The organism is Rathayibacter sp. AY1C6, assembly GCF_002931535.1.
GTDB lineage: Bacteria > Actinomycetota > Actinomycetes > Actinomycetales > Microbacteriaceae > Rathayibacter.
The window spans coordinates 15,194-38,400 of sequence record NZ_PSWC01000011.1 but is presented as its reverse complement, the minus strand read 5'-3'; the positions used below and the strand labels follow the sequence as shown (position 1 = coordinate 38,400).

Sequence of the window (23,207 nt, the reverse complement as noted above, 5' to 3'; positions counted from 1 at the left end):
AGGCTAGCCCGCGGCGCCGCCCGGCGACAGGGGTCCGCCGGGGCGCCGCCGCAGCCGGATCGGGCCCTTCGCCCGCGAGGGGTCGACGACCTGTCCGCCCTGCACGATGTCGATCTCGCCCCGGTCGACCAGGCGGCGCGCGGCCCGGCGCACGGGCTCCATCAGCGGCCGCCACTCCTCGCCGCCGACCCGGCGCGCGACCTCGGACGGGCACGCCGTCGACGCCGCCGCTCGCGCGAGCAGGACGGTGCGGATCTCCTCCTCGAGGCGCGCCTCCTCCGGTCCGACTCCGCGACGGCGGCAGGCGTCCGAGCAGTAGCGGACGTCCTCCCAGTCGCGCGCCCACTTCGCGCGCCACTCGATCTCGCGACCGCAGGAGGCGCAGGTCTTGCTCTCGGGATGCGCGGTGGACGTGCGCTGACGGTGGGCCATGCCCTCGAGTGTGCGCGCAGACCGCGGCCGCGGGAACGGGTTGCGCTGAGGGCGAGCGACGGGTGCGCGGACGCCGGCGCCGACGACGCGCACCCGATCCGGCGTGATCGGGAACAGGGAGCGGCGGATCGGCGTTCCCCGAGGTGGCGGCGTCATACTCCGCAATGGGGCGGCCCTCCCCCGGCCTGGGCGCCAGTCTGGAGGAGCCGTGCTGCGGCGCGACGGCGGGCCACCACCCCGTGCCGCACCCTCGATCGATCAGGAGTCTCCGATGAGCCGCGAGAACCTCGCCACCACCCCGGACCGCGAGCCGGAGCACCGCGCCTTCGCCGGACTCTCCCCGGAGGACTTCAAGCTCGCGTTCCGCAACCACGCCGCCGGAGTCGCGCTGATCACCGCCGACCCGGGCACCGGCCCGGTCGCCCTGACCGCGACCTCCGTCTTCTCGGTGAGCGCCGAGCCGCCGCTGTTCGTCTTCTCGCTCTCGTCCGCCTCGTCCAGCTCTCCGGCCATCCAGGCGTCCGAGACGCTGGTCGTGCACCTGCTCGGGGCGGAGCAGCTCGACCTGGCGCGTCTGGGCTCGACCAGCGGCATCGACCGCTTCGCCGACACGTCGCTCTGGTCGCGGCTGCCCACGGGCGAGCCGTTCTTCCCGGGCGCCGCCGCCTGGATCCGCGGCACGGTGATCAACCGAATGGAGGCGGGATCGTCGACGATCGTCGCCGTGCACGCCCTCGAGGCCCACGTGCCCGAGGACTCCGAGACCACGGCGCCGCTCGTCTACCACAACCGCACCTGGCACCACCTCGGCGAGCACTCGCGCCTGAGCTGAGCTCCGCGCGCGATCCGAAGAAGGCGCTTCAGGCCTCCGACCCGGTCGCCACCGTCCGGCCCGGCGTGCTCGACCACTGCGACCAGGAGCCCGGGTAGAGCGCCGGCGCGAAGCCCGCGAGCGTGAGCGCGACGACGTCGACCGCGGCCGAGACGCCGCTGCCGCAGTACACGCCGACGGGGGCGTCCTCCCGCACGCCGAGCGCCTCGAATCCCGCGCGCAGGTCGGAGGCGGGCCGGAACCGCCCCTCGGAGTCGAGCGCCGCGGACGCCGGAGCGTTCCGAGCGCCGGGGATGCGGCCCGCCCGCGGGTCGATCGGCTCGACCTCGCCGCGGTACCGCTCAGGGGCTCGGGCGTCGAGCAGGACGCCCGCCGAGGGCAGCGCCGCCGCCTCGTCGATGTCCAGCACCGGGAGCCGACCGTAGGCCAGCTCGACGTCGCCCCGCTCGCGCGGGACGTCGCCCGTCTCGAGCTCCCGCCCCGAGCGGATCCAGCCGGCGAGCGACCCGTCGAGCAGGCGGACGTCCTCCACTCCCGTCGCCCGCAGCAGCCACCAGGCCCGCGCGGCCGGGACGCTCTGCGCGTCGTCGTACACGACGACGGACCGGCCCCGGCGGAGCCCCCAGCCGCGCGCCGCCTCCTGCAGCACCTCGATCGGAGGCAGCGGGTGGCGCCCCTCCTCCGGCTCGCCGTGGGCGGCCAGCTCGTGATCGAGGTCGACGTGCACCGCGCCGGGCAGGTGGCCCGCGAGGTACTCCGGGCGGCCGTCGGGCCGGTCGAGGCGCCAGCGCACGTCGAGGACGAGCGGCGGCTCGGTGGAGGCCATGAGCTCGGCGAGCTCGTCAGGGGTGACCAGCAGGCTCTCGCGGCTGGAGGGGGTCGTCGGGGTCATGGCGTCCTTCCGATCCGCGTCGTCGGCGGAGTCCTGCCCCAGCATGCCGGGTCGCCCGGCGGCGCGGGAGCGGCCGGTGCACCGACCGGCCCCGACCGCCACAGAGGAGGAAAGGAGAGACTCGGAACTCCCGCCCTCTCGATGGGCACGGGTCAGTTCCGGCGGGGTGCGCCTGGAAGATCCTGACAGGGGACGCCGTCCCCGTCCCCATCCAGGTTGCCGGCGTTGGCGTAGGTCTGGAACCAGGCGTTCGCTTCTGCCCAGTTCGAGAATGACCGGCACGTCCTGATCGGCCCATTCGGTCGCGGACCCGGCGCCGGCGCCGCGGCCTGCGTGCTCGCCCAGAGTGCGCGGCCCTGCGGCGAGTAGATCACCAGGTTGCCGTCGTTCTGCATGACCATCCAGGAGCCCGGGCTGCCCGCCGTGCCGGACTGCCAGCGCGCTCCGCCGGAGCCCGCGTAGACCACGGCGTTGCCGTCGGACTGCATCTCGAGCCGGTTGCCGCCTCCGGACGTGCCGGCCGCCCAGCGGGCCGAGCCGCGCGAGTAGACGACGAGGTTGCCGTCGCCCTGCATGACCGCCTCGCTCCCTCCGTCGGAGGAGCGCAGCATCTGTCCGGACGCGAGCCGGCTCCCGGAGGAGAGGGTGTCCCGGACGGCGGGCGCGGGCGGCGCCGGAGGAGTGTCGCTCGCCCACAGCGCGCGGCCCGAGGCGGAGTAGACGACCAGGTTGCCGTCGTTCTGCATCTGCAGGCGGGATCCCGGGTTGCCCGCCGTACCCGAGGCCCACAGGGGTCGGCCCGAGGCGGAGGTGACCACGGCGTTGCCGTCGGACTGCATCGAGAGCGTCTCGCCCTCGCCCTGGGTGCCGGCGCCCCAGCGGACGTCCCCCCGCGAGTAGACCGCGAGATTGCCGTCGCCCTGCAGGGAGGCGCGCGACCGGCCGTCCGGCGAGGTGAGCTGCTGTCCCCGGCTGAGCCGCGAGCCGGAGGAGAGGACGTCGCGGATCTCAGGCGCGCGCGAGGTCGAGCTCGCCCAGAGCGGCCGTCCGGAGGCGGCGGTGATCACCAGGTTGCCGTCGTTCTGCATCCGCATCCGCGCGCCCGGGTTCCCGGGCGTTCCCGCCTGCCAGCGCACGCCGGACCCGGGGGCCGAGACCACCGCGTTCCCGTCGGTCTGCATCGCGAGGCGGTTGCCCGCTCCGGAGGTGGCGGAGCTCCAGCGCGGCGATCCGTCCACGTAGACGACAAAATTGCCGTCGCTCTGCATCGCGGCGCGCGAGCGGCCGTCGGAGGCGGTCAGCTGCTGTCCCGGAGAGAGCTCGCGCCCGCTGTCGAGGACGTCGGCGATCGGCTCCGGCTCGGGCTCCTGCTCGTCGGCCGAGGACCAGGCCGCGTCCCCGTTCGGGCGGACGAGCACGAGCTGCCCGTCGTCCTGGATGAGGGCGAGCGCGCCGGTCTCTCCCGCGGTCCCGGACGCCCAGACGGGCGTGCCGGAGCCGGTCACGACGACGAGGTTGCCGTCCTCCTGCATCCGCACCGTGGTCGCTCCGGAGCCCTGGGTCCTGGTGCTCCAAACGGGGCGGCGCCCGGCGTCGTAGATCACGGCGTTGCCGTCCGCCTGCATCTCGAAGCTCGCGGAGTCTCCGTTCGAGAAGATGCGCTCCCCCGCGTCGAGCGAGTCGCCGCCGAGGAGGGCGTACGTGTAGGTCTGCGATCCGCGCGCCTCTGCGGGCGGAGTCTCCCCCGGGACGAAGGCGGTCGGAGTCTCGGCGACGGTCTGCGTCGCGAGGGCGGACGGCGCCAGAGCGGCGGAACCGCCCGCGGCGAGCAGGCAGGCGAGGGCCATCGCCGCGAGGCGATGAGGAGGTCGTGGCACGGAGAGCCCTTTCGGAGGCGGCGGCGGCGGAAGCCGGGGTCGAGCGGAGCCTGGCACGCGCTCGCCACGGCCGTCCATCGGGGCCGCGCGGAACTACTCAGCCGGAGCGGGCGATCCGCGCCGGCTGCGCGGGCGCCGCCTCCGGACCACGGAGCCTCCGGCCGGCTCGCGCGCCCCGGTCGGGGTTGTCGGCGATCGACGCGGATCGACGGAGGACGTGCTCCCACGGCCGGAGCGCACCCCGCGCGGGCGCCCCGGGAGGCGGCTCGGACCTCCCGCGGCACGGAGGAGGTCCCCGTTCCTCCTAAAATCGGAGGCATGTCGAAAGTGTTGAGCAGTCTGCCCGTGGGCGAGCGTGTCGGAATCGCATTCTCGGGAGGCCTCGACACATCCGTCGCCGTCGCCTGGATGCGCGAGAAGGGCGCGGTGCCCTGCACGTACACGGCCGACATCGGCCAGTACGACGAGCCCGACATCGAGAGCGTCCCGTCCCGCGCGGCCCAGTACGGCGCCGAGATCTCGCGCCTCGTCGACGCGAAGAGCGCGCTGGTCGAGGAGGGGCTCGTCGCCCTGCAGTGCGGCGCCTTCCACATCCGCTCCGGCGGCAAGACCTACTTCAACACCACCCCCCTCGGCCGCGCCGTGACCGGCACCCTCCTCGTCCGCGCCATGCGCGAGGACGGCGTCGACATCTGGGGCGACGGCTCGACCTACAAGGGCAACGACATCGAGCGGTTCTACCGCTACGGCCTGCTCGCCAACCCCCGCCTGCGCATCTACAAGCCCTGGCTCGACGTGCAGTTCGTCAACGAGCTCGGCGGCCGCACCGAGATGTCGGAGTGGCTGGTCGCCCGCGGCTTCCCCTACCGCGACGCCACCGAGAAGGCCTACTCGACCGACGCCAACATCTGGGGCGCCACCCACGAGGCCAAGCGCCTCGAGGAGCTCTCCAGCGGCCTCGAGCTCGTCGAGCCGATCATGGGGGTCGCGTCGTGGCGCGACGAGGTCGAGATCGCCTCCGAGGTCGTCTCGGTGCGCTTCGAGGCCGGCCGTCCCGTCGCGCTGAACGGCGTCGAGTTCTCGGACGCCGTCGCGCTCGTGCTCGAGGCGAACGCGATCGGCGGACGCCACGGGCTCGGCGTCTCGGACCAGATCGAGAACCGGATCATCGAGGCCAAGAGCCGCGGCATCTACGAGGCCCCCGGCATGGCGCTGCTGCACATCGCCTACGAGCGCCTGCTGAACGCGATCCACAACGAGGACACCGTCGCCCAGTACCACTCGGAGGGCCGCCGTCTCGGCCGCCTGATGTACGAGGGCCGCTGGCTCGACCCGCAGTCGCTGATGCTGCGCGAGTCCATCCAGCGCTGGGTCGGCTCGGCCGTCTCCGGGGAGGTCACCCTGCGACTGCGCCGCGGCGACGACTACACGATCCTCGACACGACCGGCCCCGCGCTGAGCTACCACCCCGACAAGCTCTCGATGGAGCGGGTCGGCGACGCCGCCTTCGGCCCCGAGGACCGCATCGGGCAGCTCACGATGCGCAACCTCGACATCGCCGACTCCCGCTCGCGGCTCGAGCAGTACGCGGCCGCCGGCCTCGTCGGCGGTCCGACCGCCGAGCTCGTCGGCGAGCTCGAGATCGGCGAGGCCGACGCGATCACCGAGGGCGGCGGGTCCGCAGCGGCCGATGCGCTCGGACGCGCCACCGACCTGGCCTCGGAGGGTGCGGCGTTCGACGCCGGCACCGACTGACCCCGCCCGTCCGACGCCCCCGCGCGCATCCGTCCCACCGGGACGCGAGGCGCACGGGGGCGTCGTGCTGTGCGGGCCGACCCGGCGCGCCGGGTGCGAGGGCGGGCCCGGCGCGAGAGCGGTGCTCCGGCGTTCGTCGCGACGGCCGTCAGGGCGCGGAGGATCGGACGAGCGCGAGCGCGGCGTCCACGGTGGCGAGCGACTGCGCCGGATCGACGCGGGCCAGCACGAGCGCGGCCACCAGGAGCGACACGAGGACGTCCGCCTGAGCCGACGCCCACGCCTGCGCGTGGGGCCAGCGGGCCAGCGCTCCGGCGCGCAGTGCGCCCAGCAGCTCGGCCCGGTAGTCGGCGATCACCTCGCGCACGGCGTCGTCGCGCGCGATCGGCGCGCCCGCGGCGTTGAGCAGCAGGCAGCCGCTCCTCGCGGAGAGCGTGCGGGAGTCGGCGAGCGCCGCCCGCAGCCCGGTGAAGTACTCCTCGAGCGCGGTCGGCGACGCCCCTCGCGGATCGACGAGCGGGGCGAGCCGGGGCCGCACCACCTCGTCGAGGTAGCTCTGCACGGCAGTGTCGAAGAGCCCGCGCTTGCTGCCGAAGGCGTGGTAGAGGCTGGAGCGGCGCAGTCCGGTCGCGGACTCCAGGTCCGGGAGCGACGCCTCCTCGAAGCCGCTCTCCCAGAAGACGGCGCGGGCGGCGCGGACGACCTGCTCGGTGTCGAAGCCCTGCGTGCGACCCACGGTGCTCCTCCTGAGGGGTGACAGCTGCGGCGCCGCACTGGCGCGGACCGCTCGCTCCAGTATATTGTGGACTGGTCGTTACACAATCGGTGCGGAGCCCTCCGCATCACGACCATCGCCTGGAGGCCCGCCGTGATCGTTCTCGGACTGGTGCTCGCCGCTCTCGCCGCGGCGCTGCACGTCTACATCTTCGTGCTCGAGTCGGTCCTCTGGACGACCTCGCGCGCCCGATCGACGTTCGGCACGACCGCCGGCGAGGCGGAGGCGACGAAGGAAATGGCCTACAACCAGGGCTTCTACAACCTCTTCCTCGCCGTCGTCACCGTGGCGGGCATCGTCGCCGTCGCGATCGGCGCCACCGCCGTCGGCGCGGCCCTCGTGTTCGTCGGCGCCGGATCGATGGTCGCCGCAGCACTCGTCCTGCTCCTCTCCGCTCCGACCAAGCGCCGCGCCGCGCTGACCCAGATGACCCCGGGTCTGCTCGCGGTGATCGCTCTCGCCGTCGGCCTCGCACTCTGATCCCCTCCGCTCCACCACCACGAAAGGTCCTATGAGCACCGTCACCAGCACCCAGATCCAGCTCGTCCGCCGCCCCGACGGCTGGCCCGTCGCCGAGGACTTCCGGACCGCGACCGTCGAGTACGGCGATCCGGCCGCGGGCGAGATCCGCGTCGAGAACGCCTTCCTCTCGGTCGACCCCTACATGCGCGGCCGCATGAACGACGTGAAGAGCTACACCCCGCCCTTCGCCCTCGGCGAGACCATGACCGGCGGTGCCGTCGGCCGGGTGACCGTCTCCGACGACCCCGCGTTCCCCGTCGGCAGCGCGGTCCTGCACCAGCTCGGCTGGCGCGACGTCGTGCAGGCCGAATCGTCGCAGTTCCGCGTCGTCCCCGAGATCCCCGGAGTGCCGCTCTCGCTCCGCCTCGGCATCCTCGGGATGACCGGACTCACCGCGTACGTCGGGCTCACCGCCATCGCGGGCATGAAGGAGGGCGACACCGTCTTCGTCTCGGGCGCCGCGGGAGCCGTCGGCTCGGCCGCCGGCCAGATCGCGCGCCTCCTCGGAGCCGAGCGGGTCGTCGGATCCGCGGGTTCGGCCGAGAAGGTCGCCCTGCTGACCGAGAAGTACGGCTACGACGCCGCCTTCGACTACCACTCCGGCCCGGTCCGCGAGCAGCTGGCCGAGGCCGCGCCCGACGGGATCGACGTGTACTTCGACAACGTCGGCGGCGACCACCTCGAGGCGGCCCTCGACGCCTTCCGCGACGGCGGCCGCGCGGCGCTCTGCGGAGCGATCGCCGGCTACAACAGCACCGAGAAGACGCCCGGCCCCGACAACATGGCGAACATCATCACCCGAGGTCTCACGCTGCGCGGATTCACGCTGTCCGGCTACCTCGACCACGCGCCGGAGTTCAACCGGCTGATGGCCGGCTGGTTCGCCGACGGAGAGATCGCCTACGACGAGACCGTCGTCGACGGCATCGACCACGCCGTGGACGCGTTCCTCTTGATGATGCGCGGCGGCAACACCGGGAAGATGGTCGTCCGCGTCTAGCGCCGACCCCGGTGCGGCGGGCGCGAGGAGGGGGCACCTCCGGACGCCCGCCGCACCCGTCCTGCGCCTCCCTGTCCGGGATCTCCGAGCATGCTCGCGGATCCGCGGGGCCGTTCGGTCCGGGCGGTGGCAGACTGCGGACATGAGCACGTTCTCGCACCGGACCGGCGCCTCCGCGCTGGCAGCAGCAGCACTCGTCCTCGTCCTCTCCGGCTGCGCGGGCAGCGGCGGAGCCCCGTCCGCGCGGACGTCGCTGCCGACGCCGACCAGGACCCCGACGTCTTCGCCGACTCCCGCTCCGACGCCGACTCCCACCGTGACCGTGACGGTCACGGCGACCCCCGAGCCCTCGTCGACCGGTTCTCCCGCCGCGGATCCGGCGGCGGCGCGCTGCACGGGCTCCGACCTGACGATGGAGTACCGCCCCGACCCCGACGCGTCGGGTGCCGGGAACAGCGCCTTCGACCTCGTGCTCACCAGCACCTCCTCCTCGGACTGCGCTCTCGCGGGCATCCCCGGCGTCTACGCGACCGACGCCGACGGGAACCGGATCAGCGCGGTCGCTGACGCGTCCGGCCCGAACCCCGATGCTCCCGTGATCCTCGTCCCCGGCGCCCGGGCGGACGTCCGGGTCGCCTGGCACTCCCCCGGCGCCTACGGCTGCGCGGTCGGGACCTCCGCGTACCTCGTCGCCGAGGTCCTCGACGCCCCGGACGGCGCGGTCCGCGCCCCCGCCGAGCTCCAGGTGTGCACCGACGGCACCGTGATGATGGACGCGTCCGCCTACACGCTGCTCTGAGCCCTCGCCGAGCGCGCACGCCTCCTGCGCGGCCCGCTCACCGGGCGCGACCCCTTGACCGGGCGCGGCGCAGCCGGGACCCTCGCACTACACGTCCCCACCCCACCCCGGAGGTCACCATGAAGGTCGGCTCACTCGTTCTCCGTCTCGCCGTCGGCGGGCTCTTCGTCGGACACGGTCTGCAGAAGCTGCGGGGCTCGTTCGACGGCCCCGGCCTCGACGGCACCGAGCAGATGATGTCGAGCCTGGAGATGCACCCGGCCCGGCGCAACGCCGTCGCCGCAGCGGTGACCGAGACGGCCGGAGGCGCCGCTCTCGCCCTCGGCGCCGCGACTCCGCTCGCCGCCGCCGGACTCGTCGCCACGATGGTCACCGCCGTGCGCAAGGTGCACTGGAGCAACGGCCTGTGGAACGCGGGCGGCGGGTGGGAGTACAACGCCGTCCTCGTCGCGGCGACGGCCGCGATCGTCGCGGACGGCCCCGGCGCGCTCTCGTTCGACGCCCTGATCGGCAAGCGCAAGTGGGGAGCCGGCTGGGCGCTGTTCGCCCTGATCGGCGGAGCGGCTGCGTCGACCGCCCTGATCGAGGCCGGCCGACGCGCCTCGCCGGTCGGAGCGGGCACCTCCGGCTCCGACGACGGCGGGTCGGACGACGACGGCGCCGACTCGACCGCCTCGTAGCCCCGCTCCCCGCACTGTGCGGGCGCGGTAGCGTCGGAGGCGTGATCGAGACACGCGCCTCCGACCCCGACCGCCCCGAGACCGACGCGCTCGCCCTCTGGCTCGCGGCGGTCGAGCGCCTCGACGCTCAGGACGACCCGGACGGCGTCGTCGAGCGGATGCGCGTCCTCGCAGCCCGCTATCCGGGACACGACGGAGTCGCCGCTTTCGAGCTGGGCGGCGCCCTCGACAGCGCGGGACACGAGGCGGAGGCGGCGGTCGAGTACGAGCGCGCCCTCGCAGCCGGCCTGGATGACGAGCGGCGGGCGCGGTTGACGATCCAGTACGCCTCGACCCTCCGGAACCTCGGCCGCACCGATGAGGCGATCGACCTCCTCGCCGGCGCCGCTGCGCACCCCGCGGTGGGCTCCGCGCGGGAGGTGTTCCTCGCGCTCGCCCTGCACAGCGCGGGGCGCGTCGACGAGGCCCTGCGGATCGCGCTGGAGGCGCTGGCTCCGGTGCTCCCCCGGTACCAGCGCTCCGTCCGCGCCTACGCCGCCGCCCTCACCGACCCCGAGCAGTAGCGCGGACGGCTCCTCCGCCCGGAGGCTCGGCGCGGCGAGCGCCGAGGCCTCCGGGGCGACGGCGCCGACTCAGTCCTCGAGCAGGATCGCGTCGATCTGCCCCATCGCCTGGCGGAGTCCCTCCTCCATGCCCATCTGGACCATCTGCTCGAGCTGCTCGACCGACTCGAAACGGCTGCTGAGGACCATCCGCGTGCGCCCCGGCTCGATCTCGTCGAGGGTGACCGTGGCCCGGGTGATCCCCAGCGCGTCGACCGGGTCGCTGCGCTCGTCGGCGAAGCCGTCCTCGAACTCGAACCGCGTCGGCTCCTCCACCCGGGTCACGCGCCACCAGCCGCGCGCCTGCTCGCCGTCCGGTCCCGTCATGACGTAGGCGCTCCGTCCGCCCTCGACCGGCTCGTGCCGCTCGAAGGTCGCCGGCCAGGTCGGCGGCCCCCACCAGCGCTCGAGGCGGCGCGGATCCGTCCAGAGGAGCCAGACGCGCTCGATCCCCGCGTCGAACTCGGCGGTCACCGTCAGGGTCAGTTCCTCGATGTCCTTCACGGACTGCAGCACGCTCATCGCGCCTCTCCCTCCAGCAGATCCCGCGCGCCGGTCGGCTCGCGGGTGTCACTCCTCGTCGAGGAGGTCCGACATGCGGTCGATCCTCCCCGCCCACAGCTGCTCGTAGGCGTCGAGCAGGCGCGACGCCCGCCGCACTGCGGCGACCTCGCCCTGCACCAGCTGCTCCCGCCCCCTCCTCCGCTTGCGGACGAGTGCCGCCCGCTCGAGGACGGCCACGTGCTTCTGCACCGCCGCGAACGACATCTCGTAGCGCGCCGCGAGTGCGGAGACGGACTGCTCGCCGACCAGCACCCGGGCGACGATGTCGCGGCGGGTGCTGTCGGCCAGCGCCCGGAAGAGCAGGTCGATGTCGGCGTCCATTCGTACAACCATGTGGTTGCACATTAGGGCCATCCCCTCCCCCGCGCAAGAGCATCCGTCTCCGGGGCGAGCGCACCGACCGGCGCCCGACCTCAGGCGCTCGCGGCATCGAGGGCCTCGGCAGCGGCCGCGAGCACCCAGTCCGGCAGGGGGCGGGCCGCGAACAGCGAGGCGTAGAGCCGGGCCATCGAGTCGTCGGGGTCGAGCCGCAGCGCCTCGTCGAGGTGGAGCCCCGCGAGGCTCGAGACTCCCCTCGCCCACCAGCACCACGCGAGAACGGTGAGCACGGAGGAGCGCGCCTCCTCCGGCGCCAGCGCGGCGGCGCGGGCGAGGAGCCCGGTCGCCCGCGCCAGACGGCCGCGCTCCGGAGCACGCCCGCTGCCGAGCAGCAGGGCCGACAGCTCGAGGTCGTGGTCGTCGTCCGTTCCGGCGCGGGCGTCGCCCACCGCGCCGGGCGGCACTCCCACTCCTGCCTGCGGGCTCCGCGCGATCTGCACGGTCACCCGGTCGCGGAGGGGCGGCGACTGCAGGGTCCGCACGATCAGTCCTTCGCGGCGGACGTCCCGCGGTCCACTGAGCCAGCGCTCGACGAGCCGTTCCGTGTCGCCGACCAGGGGCGGCCGGCGGAGCACCTCCGCGACGAGCGCGCGATCCTCCTCGGCGACCGGCGGCAGCACGGAGAGCGCGTCCATGTCCAGTGGCTCGTCGGCCACCGCTCGGGCGAGGACGCCGGTCTCGCTCCGCTCGATCTCGAGGAGCGGACGTGGCCTGCGGCACTCCTCGGCGTCCGTGTAGCGCCCCCATCCGTCGGCGGCGATGCAGGCCACGGCGATGATGTCCAGGCGCGTGCGCTCCAGGCGCCGGAGCACCGCGTGGCCGAGGTCGAGATGCGGGATCCCCCGCTCCTCGGCGTAGCCCGCACGGGTGCAGACCACCACCAGCACACCGGTGGCCCGCGGCATCGTCTCCATCATGGCCGCGCAGCCGCCCGCCAGCGCCTCCGCCTCCATCCCGCGCAGCGTCTCCGGGAGCGGGATCCGGAAGCCTCCCCCGGCGCGCGTGCCGAGGAACGGCACCACCACGACGGACTCCTCCGGTCGGATGCCGATGATGGAGGGGACGGCCGCCAGGAGGTCCTGGATCGCGCTCGCCCGCAGGACTTCGGGATCGCGGCGGCGGGACGGAGGAGCAGGGGTTCGCTGTGTGGATGTCATGTCCGACACCCTGCTCGCGTCGCCGGCGGCGCGAGATCCCGCCGGCCCGGACCGGGGAGAACCGGAGCGGATCGGCGCCTGTGGAGGAGCGCTCGGGGCCGGCGGCTCAGCCGGCCGCGGGAGCCCGCAGCACCTTCGCCATCGGCCGTCCCTTCGCGATCTCGTCGATCAGCTTGTCGAGGTACCGGATGCGCTGCATCAGCGGATCCTCGATCGTCTCGACCCGCACGCCGCAGATCACCCCCGTGATCGCCGAGGCCTGCGGAGGCAGGCGCGCCGCCGCGAAGAACTCCTCGAAGGTCGTCCTGCTCTCGAGGTGCCGGGCCAGCTCCTCGTCCGAGAAGCCTGTGAGCCAGCGGACCGCCTCGTCGACCTCCTCCCTCGTCCGGCCCTTGCGCTCCGCCTTCGCCACGTAGAGGGGGTGCACGTCGGCGAACGCCACAGAGAAGATCCTGCTCATGGCCGGGAAGCGTACTCGCGCGACGCCGGGCGCGGCAGAGGGGCCCGCCCCGCTATCCTCCCCAATGGCCCTCGCGCCTCCATACCGCAGCCCACAGAGAGAACCACCGTGAGCCTCCTCCGCACCAAGTCCGTCGAGCAGTCGATCGCCGACACCGATGAGCCCGAGTACAAGCTCAAGAAGTCGCTGACCGCGCTCGATCTCACGGTCTTCGGCGTCGGAGTCGTCATCGGCGCCGGCATCTTCACCCTCACCGGCCGCGCCGCCCACGACATCGCCGGACCGGCGATCGTCCTGAGCTTCGTCGTCGCCGCCTTCGCCTGCGCCCTCGCGGCCATGTGCTACGCCGAGTTCGCCTCCACGGTCCCGGTGTCGGGCTCCGCCTACACCTTCTCCTACGCCTCCCTCGGCGAGCTCTTCGCCTGGATCATCGGCTGGGACCTGATCCTCGAGCTGTTCCTCGGAGCGAGCGTGGTCGCGCAGGGGTGGAGCGCGTACCTCGGGTCGCTGCTGCAGCAGCTGGGAGTGACTCTCCCGCCGGCGCTCACCTACGGCGGCGTGGTCGACGTGCCGGCGATCCTGCTCGTCCTCGTGCTCGGCGCGCTGATGACCTTCGGGATCAAGGAATCGCTGCGCGTCAACCTGGTGCTCGTCGCGATCAAGCTGTTCATCGTCCTGTTCGTCATCATCGCGGGCCTGCAGTTCGTCAACACAGCCAACTACACGCCGTTCGTCCCCGCCGCCGAGCCCTCGCAGTCCGCGTCCGGTCTGACCCAGCCGCTGCTCCAGTTCCTCTCGGGCATCGAGCCGGCCACGTTCGGGGTCGGCGGCATCATCGCCGGCGCCTCCCTGGTGTTCTTCGCCTACATCGGGTTCGACGTCGTCGCGACGACCGCGGAGGAGACCCGCCGCCCCCAGCGCGACCTGCCCATCGGCATCATCGCGTCGCTGATCATCTGCACGGTCCTGTACTGCGCCGTCGCCCTCGTCGTGACCGGCATGGTCCCCTACCGCGAGCTCGACCCGTCGGCCGCGCTCGCCAACGCGTTCGCCTACCACGGGCAGACCTGGATGGCGACGGTCATCTCGGCCGGCGCCGTCGCCGGTCTGACCACCGTCGTGCTGACGCTGCTGATCGGAGCGACGCGCATCATCTTCGCGATGGCGCGCGACGGACTCCTCCCCCGGCGCCTGGCCACCGTCCACCCGCGCCTGCGCACGCCGTGGTTCACCTCCGTGGTCGTGACCATCGTCGTCGCGCTGCTCGCCGGGCTCACTCCGATCGGCGTGCTCGAGGAGATGGTCAACATCGGCACGCTCTCGGCGTTCGTGCTGGTCTCGGTCGGCGTCGTGGTGCTGCGCCGCAAGCGGCCCGACCTGAAGCGCGGCTTCCGGGTCCCGCTGAACCCGTGGCTCCCGCTCCTCTCCGCCCTGATCTGCACCTACCTGATGCTCAACCTCTCGATCGAGACCTGGCTGCGCTTCCTGATCTGGCTGGCCGTGGGCTTCGCGATCTACTTCGCCTACTCGCGCAGCCACGCGAAGATCGGCACGAAGCCCTAGGGGGCCAGGCCCACCTTCGGCCTGGCCCAGGAGCGTCCGCGCGTGTCCTTGAGGATGTCGTACTCCACCTCGACGTGCGGCTCGATCGCGCTGTACTTGTCGTTCGGGGCGCCGATCACGAGCTGGAAGCCGAGACCGCGCCACGCACCGATCGCCCGCTTGGTGAAGTGGGCGTCGGCCTTGATCAGCGCCTCGTCCATGAAGACCGGGGCGTACCGGGGGCGGTCGGCTCCCGCGTCGCCGAGCTGGTAGCGCAGCGCCGCTCCGACGATGAAGGCGATCAGCTCCTGCGACTCCCCGCCGGACTTCTCGCCGATGTGGTCGTACAGCGCCACGTGCGCTCGGGTGACGGCGTCCACGCGCTCGGCGCTGACCCGGACGTGGTTGCGGACGTCGACGAGGTCGCCGAAGTCGGGCGCGGTGCGCCGCAGCCGCTGGATGAGCCGGGACATCCGCCGGTAGACCTGCTCGCGCTCCTCCTCCGCGGACACGGCCTGGATCTGCGCGCGCACCTCGCGGAGCTCGCGGCGGAAGCGACGGCGCACCTCCGACTGGTTCTCGCGCGTCGTGATCTGCAGGCGGTGGCCGTCGTCGTAGAACGGCAGATCCTGCATGATCACGTTGATCGGCTCGATCCGCTCGCGGATCTCTCGCAGCGAGCGGCCGAGCGTGGAGTCGAAGCTCGTGAGGTCGTTGCCGGAGAGCGTGAGCAGGCTGTCGCGCCACTCGGCCTCGAGCCGGTGCAGGCCGCTGGTCTCGAGGGCGTCGAGCAGCCGCTCGAAGTCGCCCGCGGACGCCTCGGGGTCCGCGAGCAGGTTGGGGTTCGGCCAGCGGTCGAGGAAGCCGGCCATGATCCGGCCGGCGCTCTCGCGCTGCTGCTCGTGCGCCTCGGCCGCGGAGCGGCGGTCCTCCGCCAGTCGCTGCGCTGCCGTGGCGAGCGCTGCGTCGAAGCGGACCAGGACGTCCGAGGCGCTGCCGGACGCCGCGGCCTCGGTCAGCGTGAACCGGGCGTCCAGGAAGGCGCGCTGGTCGTCGTCGAGCTCGCGTCCTGCGCGCTCCGCCGCATCGAGAACCGCCTGGCTCGCGTCGACGTCGTCGACCACGACGGCCCACTCCGCCTCGATCCGCTCGCGCTCCACACCGGCGCGGGCGATCTCCTGGCGGAGGCGCTCGAGGCGGCCGCGCAGCCCGTCGATCTGCTCCTGCAGCCCGGCGAGCTCGGGGTTCGCCTCCGCAGCCTCGGCGCCGACCGCCTCCCAGCGCTCCTGCTCGGCGAGCAGCGACTCGACGTCGACCGTCTCCCAGCTCACCAGCGCGAGGCGGGCGTGACGCGTCATCCGGTCGTCGAGTGCATCGAGGGATTCCTCCGCCGCCGACGCCGCCGAGACCGCCGCCGCGCTGCGGGCCCGGGCCGCCTCGACCAGGGCGTTCAGCTCGCGGAGTCGACGGGAGTTGGAGAAGCCGAGGACGTTCGCGGCGCCGTGGCCGCCGTGCGCACCGCGCTGCCCCTGCGAGAGCTGACCGGTGAGGGTCAGGGCGAGCCGGTGGCGTCCGAGCTCCGCAGCGCTGTCGACGCACACGTAGCCGAAGCGGTCCTCGAGCCGGTCCTGCAGCCAGCCGGTGAAGGCGGTGGCGCGGTAGTCGAGGCGCCCGGGGAGCGTCTGCGGGTCGAGGCCCCGCACCTCCTCGAGCCCGGTCTCCACGCCCTCGTAGCGGAGCCGGACCGGGAGCCGGAGGGAGTCGATGGCGCGGCGGAAGCGGTCGAGGTGGGCGGAGTCGATCATCAGCGTCGTCGCGAAGCCGCCGAGGGCGAGCGTGAACGCCTCGCGCCAGGGCTCGAACTCGGCACGCACCTCGACCAGCTCGCCGACGAAGGGCAGGTCGTCGGCGGTGAGGCCGGCTGCCTCCGCGATCCGCTCCCGCGCCTCGTGCAGAGGCCGGGGGATGCTGTCCCGACGGTCCGAGGCCGAGCGCTGCTCCGCCTCGAGCTCGGCGAGCTCGCGCGCCGCGGCCTTCCGCTCGGCGACCGCGTCCGACCAGGCCGCACGGGTGCTGCGCTTGGCGTCGGCCGCGCTCGCCGCCCGGGCGAGCACCGCCTCGAACCGCTCGCGGGTGGTCTCCGGCTCGCCGAGAGCGTGCAGGTCCTCCTCGAGCCGGGCGCGGTTCTCGCGCGCCGCGCCCAGCCGCCGCTCCACCTCGCGGAGCTCGCGCTGGGCCGTCTCGAGGCGGTCGCCGCCGGAGGCCCGCAGCACCTCGGCGAGCCCGTCCCGCTCCGACTCCGCCGCCTCGGCGAGGGCTCGCTTCTCGCGGAGCACGGCGTCGACGGCGCGGGTGCGCTCGCGCAGCTCGGCCTCGACGTCGCGCAGCAGGCCGAGGCGCTGCTCAGCGCGCCACAGAGCCGCCGGCGACACCGGGGCATCGAACTCCCCGAGTGCGTCGATGAGGCGCACGCGCTCCGCGGACGCGGCGATGCGCAGGCGCAGGCCCCGCAACGGCTCGAGTGCCGCGACCTGCTGGCGCGCGGTGAGCATCCGCTGCCGGGTGCTCTCGAGCTCGTCGAAGTGGGCGACGACCGCGTCGGCGGAGGCCAGGGTCTCGGGCTCCTCGAGCACGAGCCGCTTGTAGAGGTCGTCGACGGTCGTGATCTGCTGACCGGCCTGGATGCGGGCGAGCAGGCTCATCGCCTTCGATCCGGCTCCCGCCGCTCCGATGCCGAGCACCGCGTGCAGACGCGCCGAGAACTCGCGATCGGTGCCGAGCGGATCCAGGCCCGCCGCGCGCAGCGACGCGTCGGAGAAGCGGTGCGCCGCCGCCCGGTCGAGCGCGGCGACGTCGACCGGGCCCTCGGCGCTCGCGCGGATCCGCACGGTCTCCTCGAGCACCCGGGAGCCGGCCGGGACGTACCAGGCGCGGACCGCGCTGAAGCGCGAGCCGTCGTGGTCGACCCAGGTCATCGCGACGGCGGTCCAGGTGTCGACTCCGTCGCCGCGCAGGACGCGCATGGTCGTGCCCTCGTCCGTGCGCGACTCGTCGAGCTTGCCGCGCGCGTAGGAGAGGATGTTGCGCTGGTCCTCGCCGCGCGGACGGCCCGTCACTCCGCCGTTCGAGGCGCCGTTGAACGGCGTGGTGTGCGGCATCATCAGGGCGATGTAGGCGTCCATCAGCGTGGACTTGCCGGAGCCGGAGCCGCCGCAGAGCAGTGTGGCCCCCGGCGAGAAGCGGACCCGGTGCGCGCCGTCGTAGCCGCCCCAGTTGACCAGCTGCAGGTCCTCGGCGAGCCACTGCTGACCGCGGGAGGCGGCGGGGATCAGGCCGAAGAGGGTGTCGAGCATCGTCATCGGGGGTCGTCCTCCGGGTCGGGGGTGTCGTCGTCGGTCGGCTCGTCGTCCAGCGGCTCGTCGTCCGCGACATCGGCTCCGGGCAGGACGCCGTCCGTGGGCGGGTCCGCGTCCTCGTCGAGGCCGTCGCCCTCGAGCGCGTCGTCGTCCGCCTGCTCCGCGTCGTCCGAGCCGGGCTCCTCGGCGAGCGCCGCGTCTGCGACCACCGAGGAAGCGGCCTCGCCCGCCCGCCCGCGCAGCCAGTCGCTCAGCTCCCGCAGCTTCGGCGCGCTCAGCACGATCTCCACGATCGGGCTGATCCGGTACCGCCCTGCGGACTCCTCGTCGACGATGCCGTCGCGGCCGAGCCGCTCCAGCGCCTTGCGGACCATGCGCTGCCGGCGGGCGGTGTCGCGCTCGGCGTCGGCGAAGTAGCTGAGCACCGTCTGCTCGACCTCCTCGACGTCCACGCGCGCCGACGCCTCGCCGGCCGCCGACTCCCGCTGATGGACCGTGCGCAGGTGCACCAGCACCAGCGTCTCGGCGCGGGTGTAGGGGAGGTCGCGCAGCAGCACCGGCATCTCCACCCCGTCGGAGCGCACCTGCTGCTTGTAGGCGACCCCGCGCTCGTGGTCGACGACGAGCCGCACGAACAGGTCGTTCAGCCGCGACTCGATCAGCTGCCGGTGCTCCTGGAGCACGGCCCACTGCTCGCGGTGGCGGTCGGCGAGGAGGAAGCGGCGCTGCAGCACGTGCACGAGCACCCGGCGCACCTCGGTGTCGAGGACGCCGCGGTCGCCGGGGAAGAGCTCGTCGGGGTCCTCCTCCATCGACACGGGCGCGATGAACGGATCGGCGGCGGGCCCGTCGGTCGCCAGGGTGTCACTCATCGTCGGTCTCCTCCTCGGTGCGGGCGGTCACGGATCCGAAGGCGAAGCGGCGCACGGTCCCGTCGGGTCGGCGCGTGCTCACGACGGAGTAGCCCTCGCGGTCGACGAGGCCCGTCCGGTGCGCGATCTCGAGCAGCCCGAGCAGGTCGACGGGCCGTCGCGTGTCCTCCGGAGCCGCGCTGAACGCGTCCGCCAGATCGAACTCGTCGCCGAGCTCCGCCACGTAGGCCTCCAGCTCCGCGTAGCGGGGACCGCCCCAGGCCCGGCTGTCGTCGCCGACGAACTCGGCGTCGCCGTCGTCTCCGGCCAGGGGCGCCGGCCCGCCGGCCGGGCGCACGTCTCCCAGGGTCTGGCGCAGGTGGCCGATCCCGGCGACGGGCAGGTGCCGCAGCGGCGTGACCGGCGCGTCCGGCGAGATCCCGCCCGTCCACTCCTGGAGCCCCGCCATCACGTCGCGCAGCAGCTCGTCCACCTGGCGGTCGCGAGCGGGGTCGTGGGTGCGGACCTGGCCCGTGATGACGTGGGACGCGCGACGCTGCGCGGTCAGGACCTCCTGCACGCCCAGCTCCACCCGGCGGCCGATCGCGGCCAGCTCCCCGCGCTGGGCCGGGTCCATCAGGCGGGAGAACGGCTGCACGAGCACCGTGTGGAGCTGGTCGGCGAGCGCGTCGATCCGCTCGGGGTCGCCCAGGAGGCGGAGGGCTCCGGCGAACGCACGGCCCTCGCTGGTCGCCTGCATCACGTGCTGCCCGCGCTCGAGGTACTCCCGCAGCACCTCGCCGGTCGGGCGGACGTCGCGGCGCAGATCCGCGACCACGTCGCGCTGCATCGCCTTGATCGACTCCGCCACCCGCGCGAAGTCGGCCGGCAGCTCGCGGGCGAGGTGCACCACGTTCTCGGCCTCCTCCAGGAGCTGCTCGTCGTCGGCCGGCTCGAGACCGGCGCCCTCCTCGAGGGCGGCGATCTCGACGTCCAGGCGCGCCCGCTCCTCGCGGAGCCGCGAGAGCCGGGCCTCCGGGTCGGGCTCGACGTCCGCGGCCAGTCGCTCGACCGCCTCCAGCAGGGTGCGCACCCGCGAGTTCGAGACGCGCGTGCGGCCACCTCCGGTGCGCCCGGTGATCTCGAGGGCGCTCACGGCGTGGGCGCTCAGCCGGTAGACCTCGGCCTCGCCCTCGATCTGCGGCACGAGCCAGCCGACGCGGACCCAGTAGCGGCACACCTCGCGCGCCGTGCCGCTCGGCAGAGCGCGCTCGCCCTCGTCGTACCCGGCCGAGCGCAGCTCCTCGAGCAGCTCCCCCACCTCGGCGTGCGCGTCGGCGACCGCCACGGCCTGCCGGTCGACGGTGAACACGAGCGACAGGGCGGCGACGACGAACGGCGCGTAGCGGCCGTGGAGGAGATCGAGGGTCGGCGTCCGGAAGGCGCCGAGGGAGCGCAGGTAGGCGGCCTCGGCGCGGGAGTTCGACATCGCCCTCAAGGATAGGCGGCGGGCCGCCATCGCGCGGACGGGGCGCCAGGGGCCCTCCCGCTCGCGGACCCGACCTCCTCGGCCCGGCTCGATCCTCCGAGCGGCAGGCGGCAGCCGCTCCTCGCCGTTCCGCCGGGGTCGCGATCGCATCGACGCGAGAATCACCAGACGCCGTCACCGGCCGACAGCCGCCACCCCGCCCGCCGAGCTCTGCGGCACCGGTCCGCACCTCCACAAGGAGAACCCGGTGACCGCGGAGGCGTGCTCCCCCGACTCCGTCGCCGCCGGCCCCCACTCCTGCAGCTCGGTGCACCCGTCCGCCACTGCGGCCTTCCGCACCGACTCGGTCGGCGGAGCGGAGTTCTTCAGCACCAGCAGAGGCGTGCGTCCTGCCGCGATCATCCGGGTGACGTCCTGCTCGGTGAAGACCCGCGCCTGGCCGGAGTAGCCGCCGTCGGTGAGCACGCTCGCGCCGGTCGCCGTGATGATCGGCGCCGAGATCGCCCAGGAGTCGGTGAGGAACAGGGGCGCCCCGTCCACCCCGCCGCCGGCGGCACGAGCGGCGGCGACCAGGCCGGTCTCGTCGGCGGTCATCGAGTCGTGCCCGCCGACCGCGTCCGGCGACGAGACCGCGAACGGAGCCGAGGTCTCGGCCCGCTGCGGGAAGCGCAGGCCGACGAGCGCGTCGCCGCCCGACCCGTCGAGGGACGCGTCGAGCACCTGCAGGCTGAACGCGACCGGCCCGGCCAGGATCACGACCGCTGCCGCGAGCGCGACGGGACGACGCCGGGCCGCTTCCCTCCGGCTCCCGACCGCTCGCTCCACCGCACCGCCCCTCCGTCGCCGCGCCGCCACCGCGACCACGACGAGCCCTGCTCCGGCGAGCGCCGCGAACGGCAGGCCCAGCACCGCGGGCAGCTGCCCGCCCACGGCGAGCGCCGCGCTCCACGCCGTCTGCGCGACGAGGAGGAGCGGCAGCACCAGCCGCGCGACGACCCGGGTCGACGCGAGCAGCCGCACCGCCTCCGCCCAGCCCAGCGCCGCGAGGAGCGCCAGCTGCACTCCGATCGCCGCGACGTAGGCGGTGTGCGGCACCGTCGCCACCGAGAGCACCGCCGCCGCCGTCGCCAGCCACACCGCGGTCAGGACCAGGAGGGCGAACGGACCGCGGGTGCTCCCCCGCCGCGGCCGCCAGCGCACCGCCCCCAGGATCAGCCCCGCGAGCGCCGCGGGGTACAGCCAGCCCACCTGGGTCGCGTACTGCGCGAGCAGAAGCTTCACCGGCGACGATCCCGCCGCTCCGCCCATCGCCGCGACGTGGGCGGACGCGACGACGGCGCCGGGCACCGCGCCCGAGATCAGCCGGTCGAGCCCGTTGAATCCGAACACCATCGCGAACACGTCGTTCCCCGTCGACCCGTCGATGTACGGCCGGCCGCCCGCGGGCACCGCCTGGATCGCGACCGTCCACGCCACGGAGGCACCCACCGCGACGGCCAGGAGCCCGCCCGCCCAGGCGAGGGCTCGGCGCCACCCGTGCACCCCGACGAGAGTCGCCACCACGAGCGCCGGCAGGACGAACCAGGCCTGCATCATCTTCGCCTGGAAGCCGATCCCGATGGACAGCCCGGTCATCAGGAGCGGCCACCACCGCCCGGTCAGCACCGCTCGCTGCCACCACACCAGCGCCACAGCGAGTGCCGCCGTGAGCAGCCCGTCCTCCATCGGGTGCCCGAACATCGACACGAGGATCGGCGTGCTCGCCGCCGCTGCCGCCGCGACCAGCCCGAGCCCCCGGCCGCCCCACCGGAGCCCGACGACCGAGCACGCCGCGACCGTGATCAGCCCCTCGATCAGCTGCGGCAGCGCGATCGACGACGTCGACATGCCGAACAGCCGGATGCTCAGCGCCTGCGGCACCGCGAACCCCGCCAGCTTGTCCAGCGTCACCGTGGCGGCGGGATCGAAGGCTCCGAACGCCAGCGCGTGCCACGACTCCGACATCGACCGTGCCGCCGCCTCGTAGAAGACGGCGTCTCCGCCCCGGGCGAGATTCCAGCCGGTGAGGACCGTCGAACCGCACAGGATCGCGAGGAGGGTGAGCCGCGCCCACCAGGGTTCGCGCCACCAGCGGGCGAGCGGAGCGGAGTGGGTCACGTCCACCGACGCTAGGGAGCCGGCCTGCCGCCGCCCTTGCGGGCGGTCGGGGAGACGCCGTGCATGCCGCTCCGGCTTCTCAGTCCGGACGCCGCCGGCACGGCCGACGACCAGGAAGGGTGCCGCGCCGCCCCGGTGACCCTCTAGGGTGCGGACATGCCCCGCTCCATGGCCGACCTCTCCTTCCGCCGCGCCCAGTGGGAGCAGCGCTATGCACCGCACGTGGCTCCCGTGAACCGCTGGGTCGACGAGCTGCGGAACCCCTACGGACGCGGCTGGCTGCCCTACGTCGCTCCCCTGCACGGCGGAGTGGAGGCGCGCGTCCTCAGCGTCCTCCGCGATCCCGGCCCCGCCACCCAGGACGGCGTCGGAAGCGGCTTCCTCTGCACCGAGAACGACGACCCGACGGCGGAGCTCATGGCCGGGCTGATGGACGAGGTGGGCCTCGCCCCCGCCGACCTGCTGCCGTGGAACGCCTACCCCTGGTACATCAACCAGGCGCCGAACGCCGAGCAGCTCGACGCCGGCGTCGAGACCGTCCTGCATCTGCTCGCGCTCGCCCCAGGCGTCGAGGTGGTCCTCCTGCAGGGCGGCGACGCCGATCACGGCTGGCGGCGCCTCCTCAGGCGGCACCCGGCGATCGAGCGCGAGCGCGGCCTCACGGTGATCCGCACCTTCCACCCGTCGCGACAGGCGCTCTGGGCACGAGATCCCGCCGAGCGGGAGGCGCGCTCCGCCCGACGTCGCGAGGCCTTCGCCGAGGTCGCCGCAGCGCTCCGGTGAGCGGCCCGCAGCCTCACGACGAGGCCCGGAAACGACGGAAGCCCTGACGACGACCAGTGGTCTCATCAGGGCTTTCCGTCGGGCTGACAGGATTTGAACCTGCGACCCCTTGACCCCCAGTCAAGTGCGCTACCAAGCTGCGCCACAGCCCGTGGCAGACCGGGCCGAGGCCCGGGCAACTCGACTACCTTAGCGGATGCCGACGCCGGAAGTGAAAACGAGCGGGCCCCGTAGACTCGCTGCGCGGAACGCGTCGGCACGGGTCGACGCGCCGTCGGCAGCTCGGGAGGCGTCAGCAGTGGAT

21 protein-coding genes and 1 tRNA gene are annotated in these 23,207 nt (G+C 73.9%); 9 read left to right on the top strand and 13 right to left on the bottom strand.

The window, feature by feature from the left end; translation table 11 throughout:
* Window positions 1-3: 3 nt before the first annotated feature.
* On the bottom strand, window positions 4-432 hold the full coding sequence (locus tag C5D36_RS08615) for a DUF2256 and DUF3253 domain-containing protein (RefSeq protein WP_104295628.1): 429 nt from the start codon (window positions 430-432) through the stop codon (window positions 4-6).
* A 271-nt stretch (window positions 433-703) separates the two neighbouring features.
* Here C5D36_RS08615 and C5D36_RS08610 point away from each other — a divergent pair, with 271 nt between their 5' ends.
* The gene (locus C5D36_RS08610) at window positions 704-1,264 is read left to right on the top strand and encodes a flavin reductase family protein (protein ID WP_104222547.1); all 561 of its coding nucleotides are present in this window, start codon (window positions 704-706) and stop codon (window positions 1,262-1,264) included.
* A gap of 28 nt (window positions 1,265-1,292) precedes the next feature.
* On the opposite strand, the gene C5D36_RS08605 is transcribed toward C5D36_RS08610, so the two are convergent.
* Both C5D36_RS08605 and C5D36_RS08600 read right to left on the bottom strand, forming a co-directional pair.
* Entirely contained in the window at window positions 1,293-2,156 is an 864-nt protein-coding gene (locus tag C5D36_RS08605) for a sulfurtransferase (protein WP_104295650.1), read from the bottom strand.
* 152 nt (window positions 2,157-2,308) lie between these two features.
* Entirely contained in the window at window positions 2,309-4,003 is a 1,695-nt protein-coding gene (locus C5D36_RS08600; RefSeq protein ID WP_181072823.1) for a hypothetical protein, read from the bottom strand.
* 348 nt (window positions 4,004-4,351) lie between these two features.
* Between C5D36_RS08600 and argG the strand changes: the two genes are divergently transcribed.
* Window positions 4,352-5,788: an argininosuccinate synthase gene (gene argG, locus C5D36_RS08595; RefSeq protein WP_104222545.1), complete on the top strand. Its 1,437-nt coding sequence runs from the start codon at window positions 4,352-4,354 to the stop codon at window positions 5,786-5,788.
* Window positions 5,789-5,936: 148 nt separating this feature from the next.
* On the opposite strand, the gene C5D36_RS08590 is transcribed toward argG, so the two are convergent.
* Window positions 5,937-6,524: a TetR/AcrR family transcriptional regulator gene (locus C5D36_RS08590; RefSeq protein WP_104295626.1), complete on the bottom strand. Its 588-nt coding sequence runs from the start codon at window positions 6,522-6,524 to the stop codon at window positions 5,937-5,939.
* 132 nt (window positions 6,525-6,656) lie between these two features.
* Here C5D36_RS08590 and C5D36_RS08585 point away from each other — a divergent pair, with 132 nt between their 5' ends.
* From C5D36_RS08585 to C5D36_RS08565, 5 genes are all read left to right on the top strand, one after another.
* Complete coding sequence (locus C5D36_RS08585; RefSeq protein ID WP_104295625.1) at window positions 6,657-7,043, top strand: DUF1304 domain-containing protein; 387 nt, start codon at window positions 6,657-6,659, stop codon at window positions 7,041-7,043.
* A gap of 31 nt (window positions 7,044-7,074) precedes the next feature.
* Complete coding sequence (locus C5D36_RS08580; protein ID WP_104295624.1) at window positions 7,075-8,085, top strand: NADP-dependent oxidoreductase; 1,011 nt, start codon at window positions 7,075-7,077, stop codon at window positions 8,083-8,085.
* Between the two features lie 142 nt (window positions 8,086-8,227).
* Window positions 8,228-8,884, top strand: coding sequence for a DUF4232 domain-containing protein (locus C5D36_RS08575; protein WP_104295623.1), 657 nt, complete (start codon window positions 8,228-8,230; stop codon window positions 8,882-8,884).
* A gap of 119 nt (window positions 8,885-9,003) precedes the next feature.
* The gene (locus C5D36_RS08570) at window positions 9,004-9,564 is read left to right on the top strand and encodes a DoxX family protein (protein ID WP_104295622.1); all 561 of its coding nucleotides are present in this window, start codon (window positions 9,004-9,006) and stop codon (window positions 9,562-9,564) included.
* A gap of 41 nt (window positions 9,565-9,605) precedes the next feature.
* Window positions 9,606-10,127 (top strand): tetratricopeptide repeat protein, encoded by a 522-nt coding sequence (locus C5D36_RS08565; RefSeq protein WP_258062897.1) that lies wholly within the window; start codon window positions 9,606-9,608, stop codon window positions 10,125-10,127.
* A 69-nt stretch (window positions 10,128-10,196) separates the two neighbouring features.
* On the opposite strand, the gene C5D36_RS08560 is transcribed toward C5D36_RS08565, so the two are convergent.
* The 4 genes from C5D36_RS08560 to C5D36_RS08545 form a co-directional block, all read right to left on the bottom strand.
* Window positions 10,197-10,688 (bottom strand): SRPBCC domain-containing protein, encoded by a 492-nt coding sequence (locus tag C5D36_RS08560; RefSeq protein ID WP_104295621.1) that lies wholly within the window; start codon window positions 10,686-10,688, stop codon window positions 10,197-10,199.
* Window positions 10,689-10,736: 48 nt separating this feature from the next.
* Window positions 10,737-11,063 (bottom strand): metalloregulator ArsR/SmtB family transcription factor, encoded by a 327-nt coding sequence (locus C5D36_RS08555; RefSeq protein ID WP_104222609.1) that lies wholly within the window; start codon window positions 11,061-11,063, stop codon window positions 10,737-10,739.
* An 80-nt stretch (window positions 11,064-11,143) separates the two neighbouring features.
* Entirely contained in the window at window positions 11,144-12,265 is a 1,122-nt protein-coding gene (locus C5D36_RS08550; protein ID WP_104292440.1) for a DUF4192 family protein, read from the bottom strand.
* Between the two features lie 106 nt (window positions 12,266-12,371).
* Complete coding sequence (locus tag C5D36_RS08545) at window positions 12,372-12,725, bottom strand: DUF2200 domain-containing protein (protein WP_104225408.1); 354 nt, start codon at window positions 12,723-12,725, stop codon at window positions 12,372-12,374.
* A gap of 108 nt (window positions 12,726-12,833) precedes the next feature.
* Here C5D36_RS08545 and C5D36_RS08540 point away from each other — a divergent pair, with 108 nt between their 5' ends.
* The gene (locus C5D36_RS08540) at window positions 12,834-14,288 is read left to right on the top strand and encodes an amino acid permease (RefSeq protein ID WP_104292439.1); all 1,455 of its coding nucleotides are present in this window, start codon (window positions 12,834-12,836) and stop codon (window positions 14,286-14,288) included.
* Here the strand turns inward: C5D36_RS08540 and C5D36_RS08535 are convergent.
* The 4 genes from C5D36_RS08535 to C5D36_RS08520 form a co-directional block, all read right to left on the bottom strand.
* Window positions 14,285-17,626 (bottom strand): ATP-binding protein, encoded by a 3,342-nt coding sequence (locus tag C5D36_RS08535; RefSeq protein ID WP_104292438.1) that lies wholly within the window; start codon window positions 17,624-17,626, stop codon window positions 14,285-14,287. The two genes, C5D36_RS08540 and C5D36_RS08535, sit on opposite strands and share 4 nt — an antisense overlap.
* The gene (locus C5D36_RS08530; protein ID WP_104295620.1) at window positions 17,623-18,495 is read right to left on the bottom strand and encodes a DUF4194 domain-containing protein; all 873 of its coding nucleotides are present in this window, start codon (window positions 18,493-18,495) and stop codon (window positions 17,623-17,625) included. Before C5D36_RS08530 ends, C5D36_RS08535 begins: the two co-directional genes overlap by 4 nt.
* Window positions 18,488-19,963, bottom strand: a complete 1,476-nt coding sequence (locus tag C5D36_RS08525) for a DUF3375 domain-containing protein (protein WP_104250726.1) — start codon at window positions 19,961-19,963, stop codon at window positions 18,488-18,490. The genes C5D36_RS08530 and C5D36_RS08525 overlap by 8 nt, the downstream gene beginning before the upstream one ends.
* 174 nt (window positions 19,964-20,137) lie before the next feature.
* The gene (locus C5D36_RS08520) at window positions 20,138-22,120 is read right to left on the bottom strand and encodes a glycosyltransferase family 39 protein (RefSeq protein WP_104292436.1); all 1,983 of its coding nucleotides are present in this window, start codon (window positions 22,118-22,120) and stop codon (window positions 20,138-20,140) included.
* 156 nt (window positions 22,121-22,276) lie between these two features.
* Between C5D36_RS08520 and C5D36_RS17155 the strand changes: the two genes are divergently transcribed.
* Entirely contained in the window at window positions 22,277-22,903 is a 627-nt protein-coding gene (locus C5D36_RS17155) for a uracil-DNA glycosylase (protein ID WP_104295619.1), read from the top strand.
* A gap of 78 nt (window positions 22,904-22,981) precedes the next feature.
* Here C5D36_RS17155 and C5D36_RS08510 read toward each other — a convergent pair.
* A tRNA-Pro gene (locus C5D36_RS08510) sits at window positions 22,982-23,055 on the bottom strand.
* Window positions 23,056-23,207: the final 152 nt, after the last annotated feature.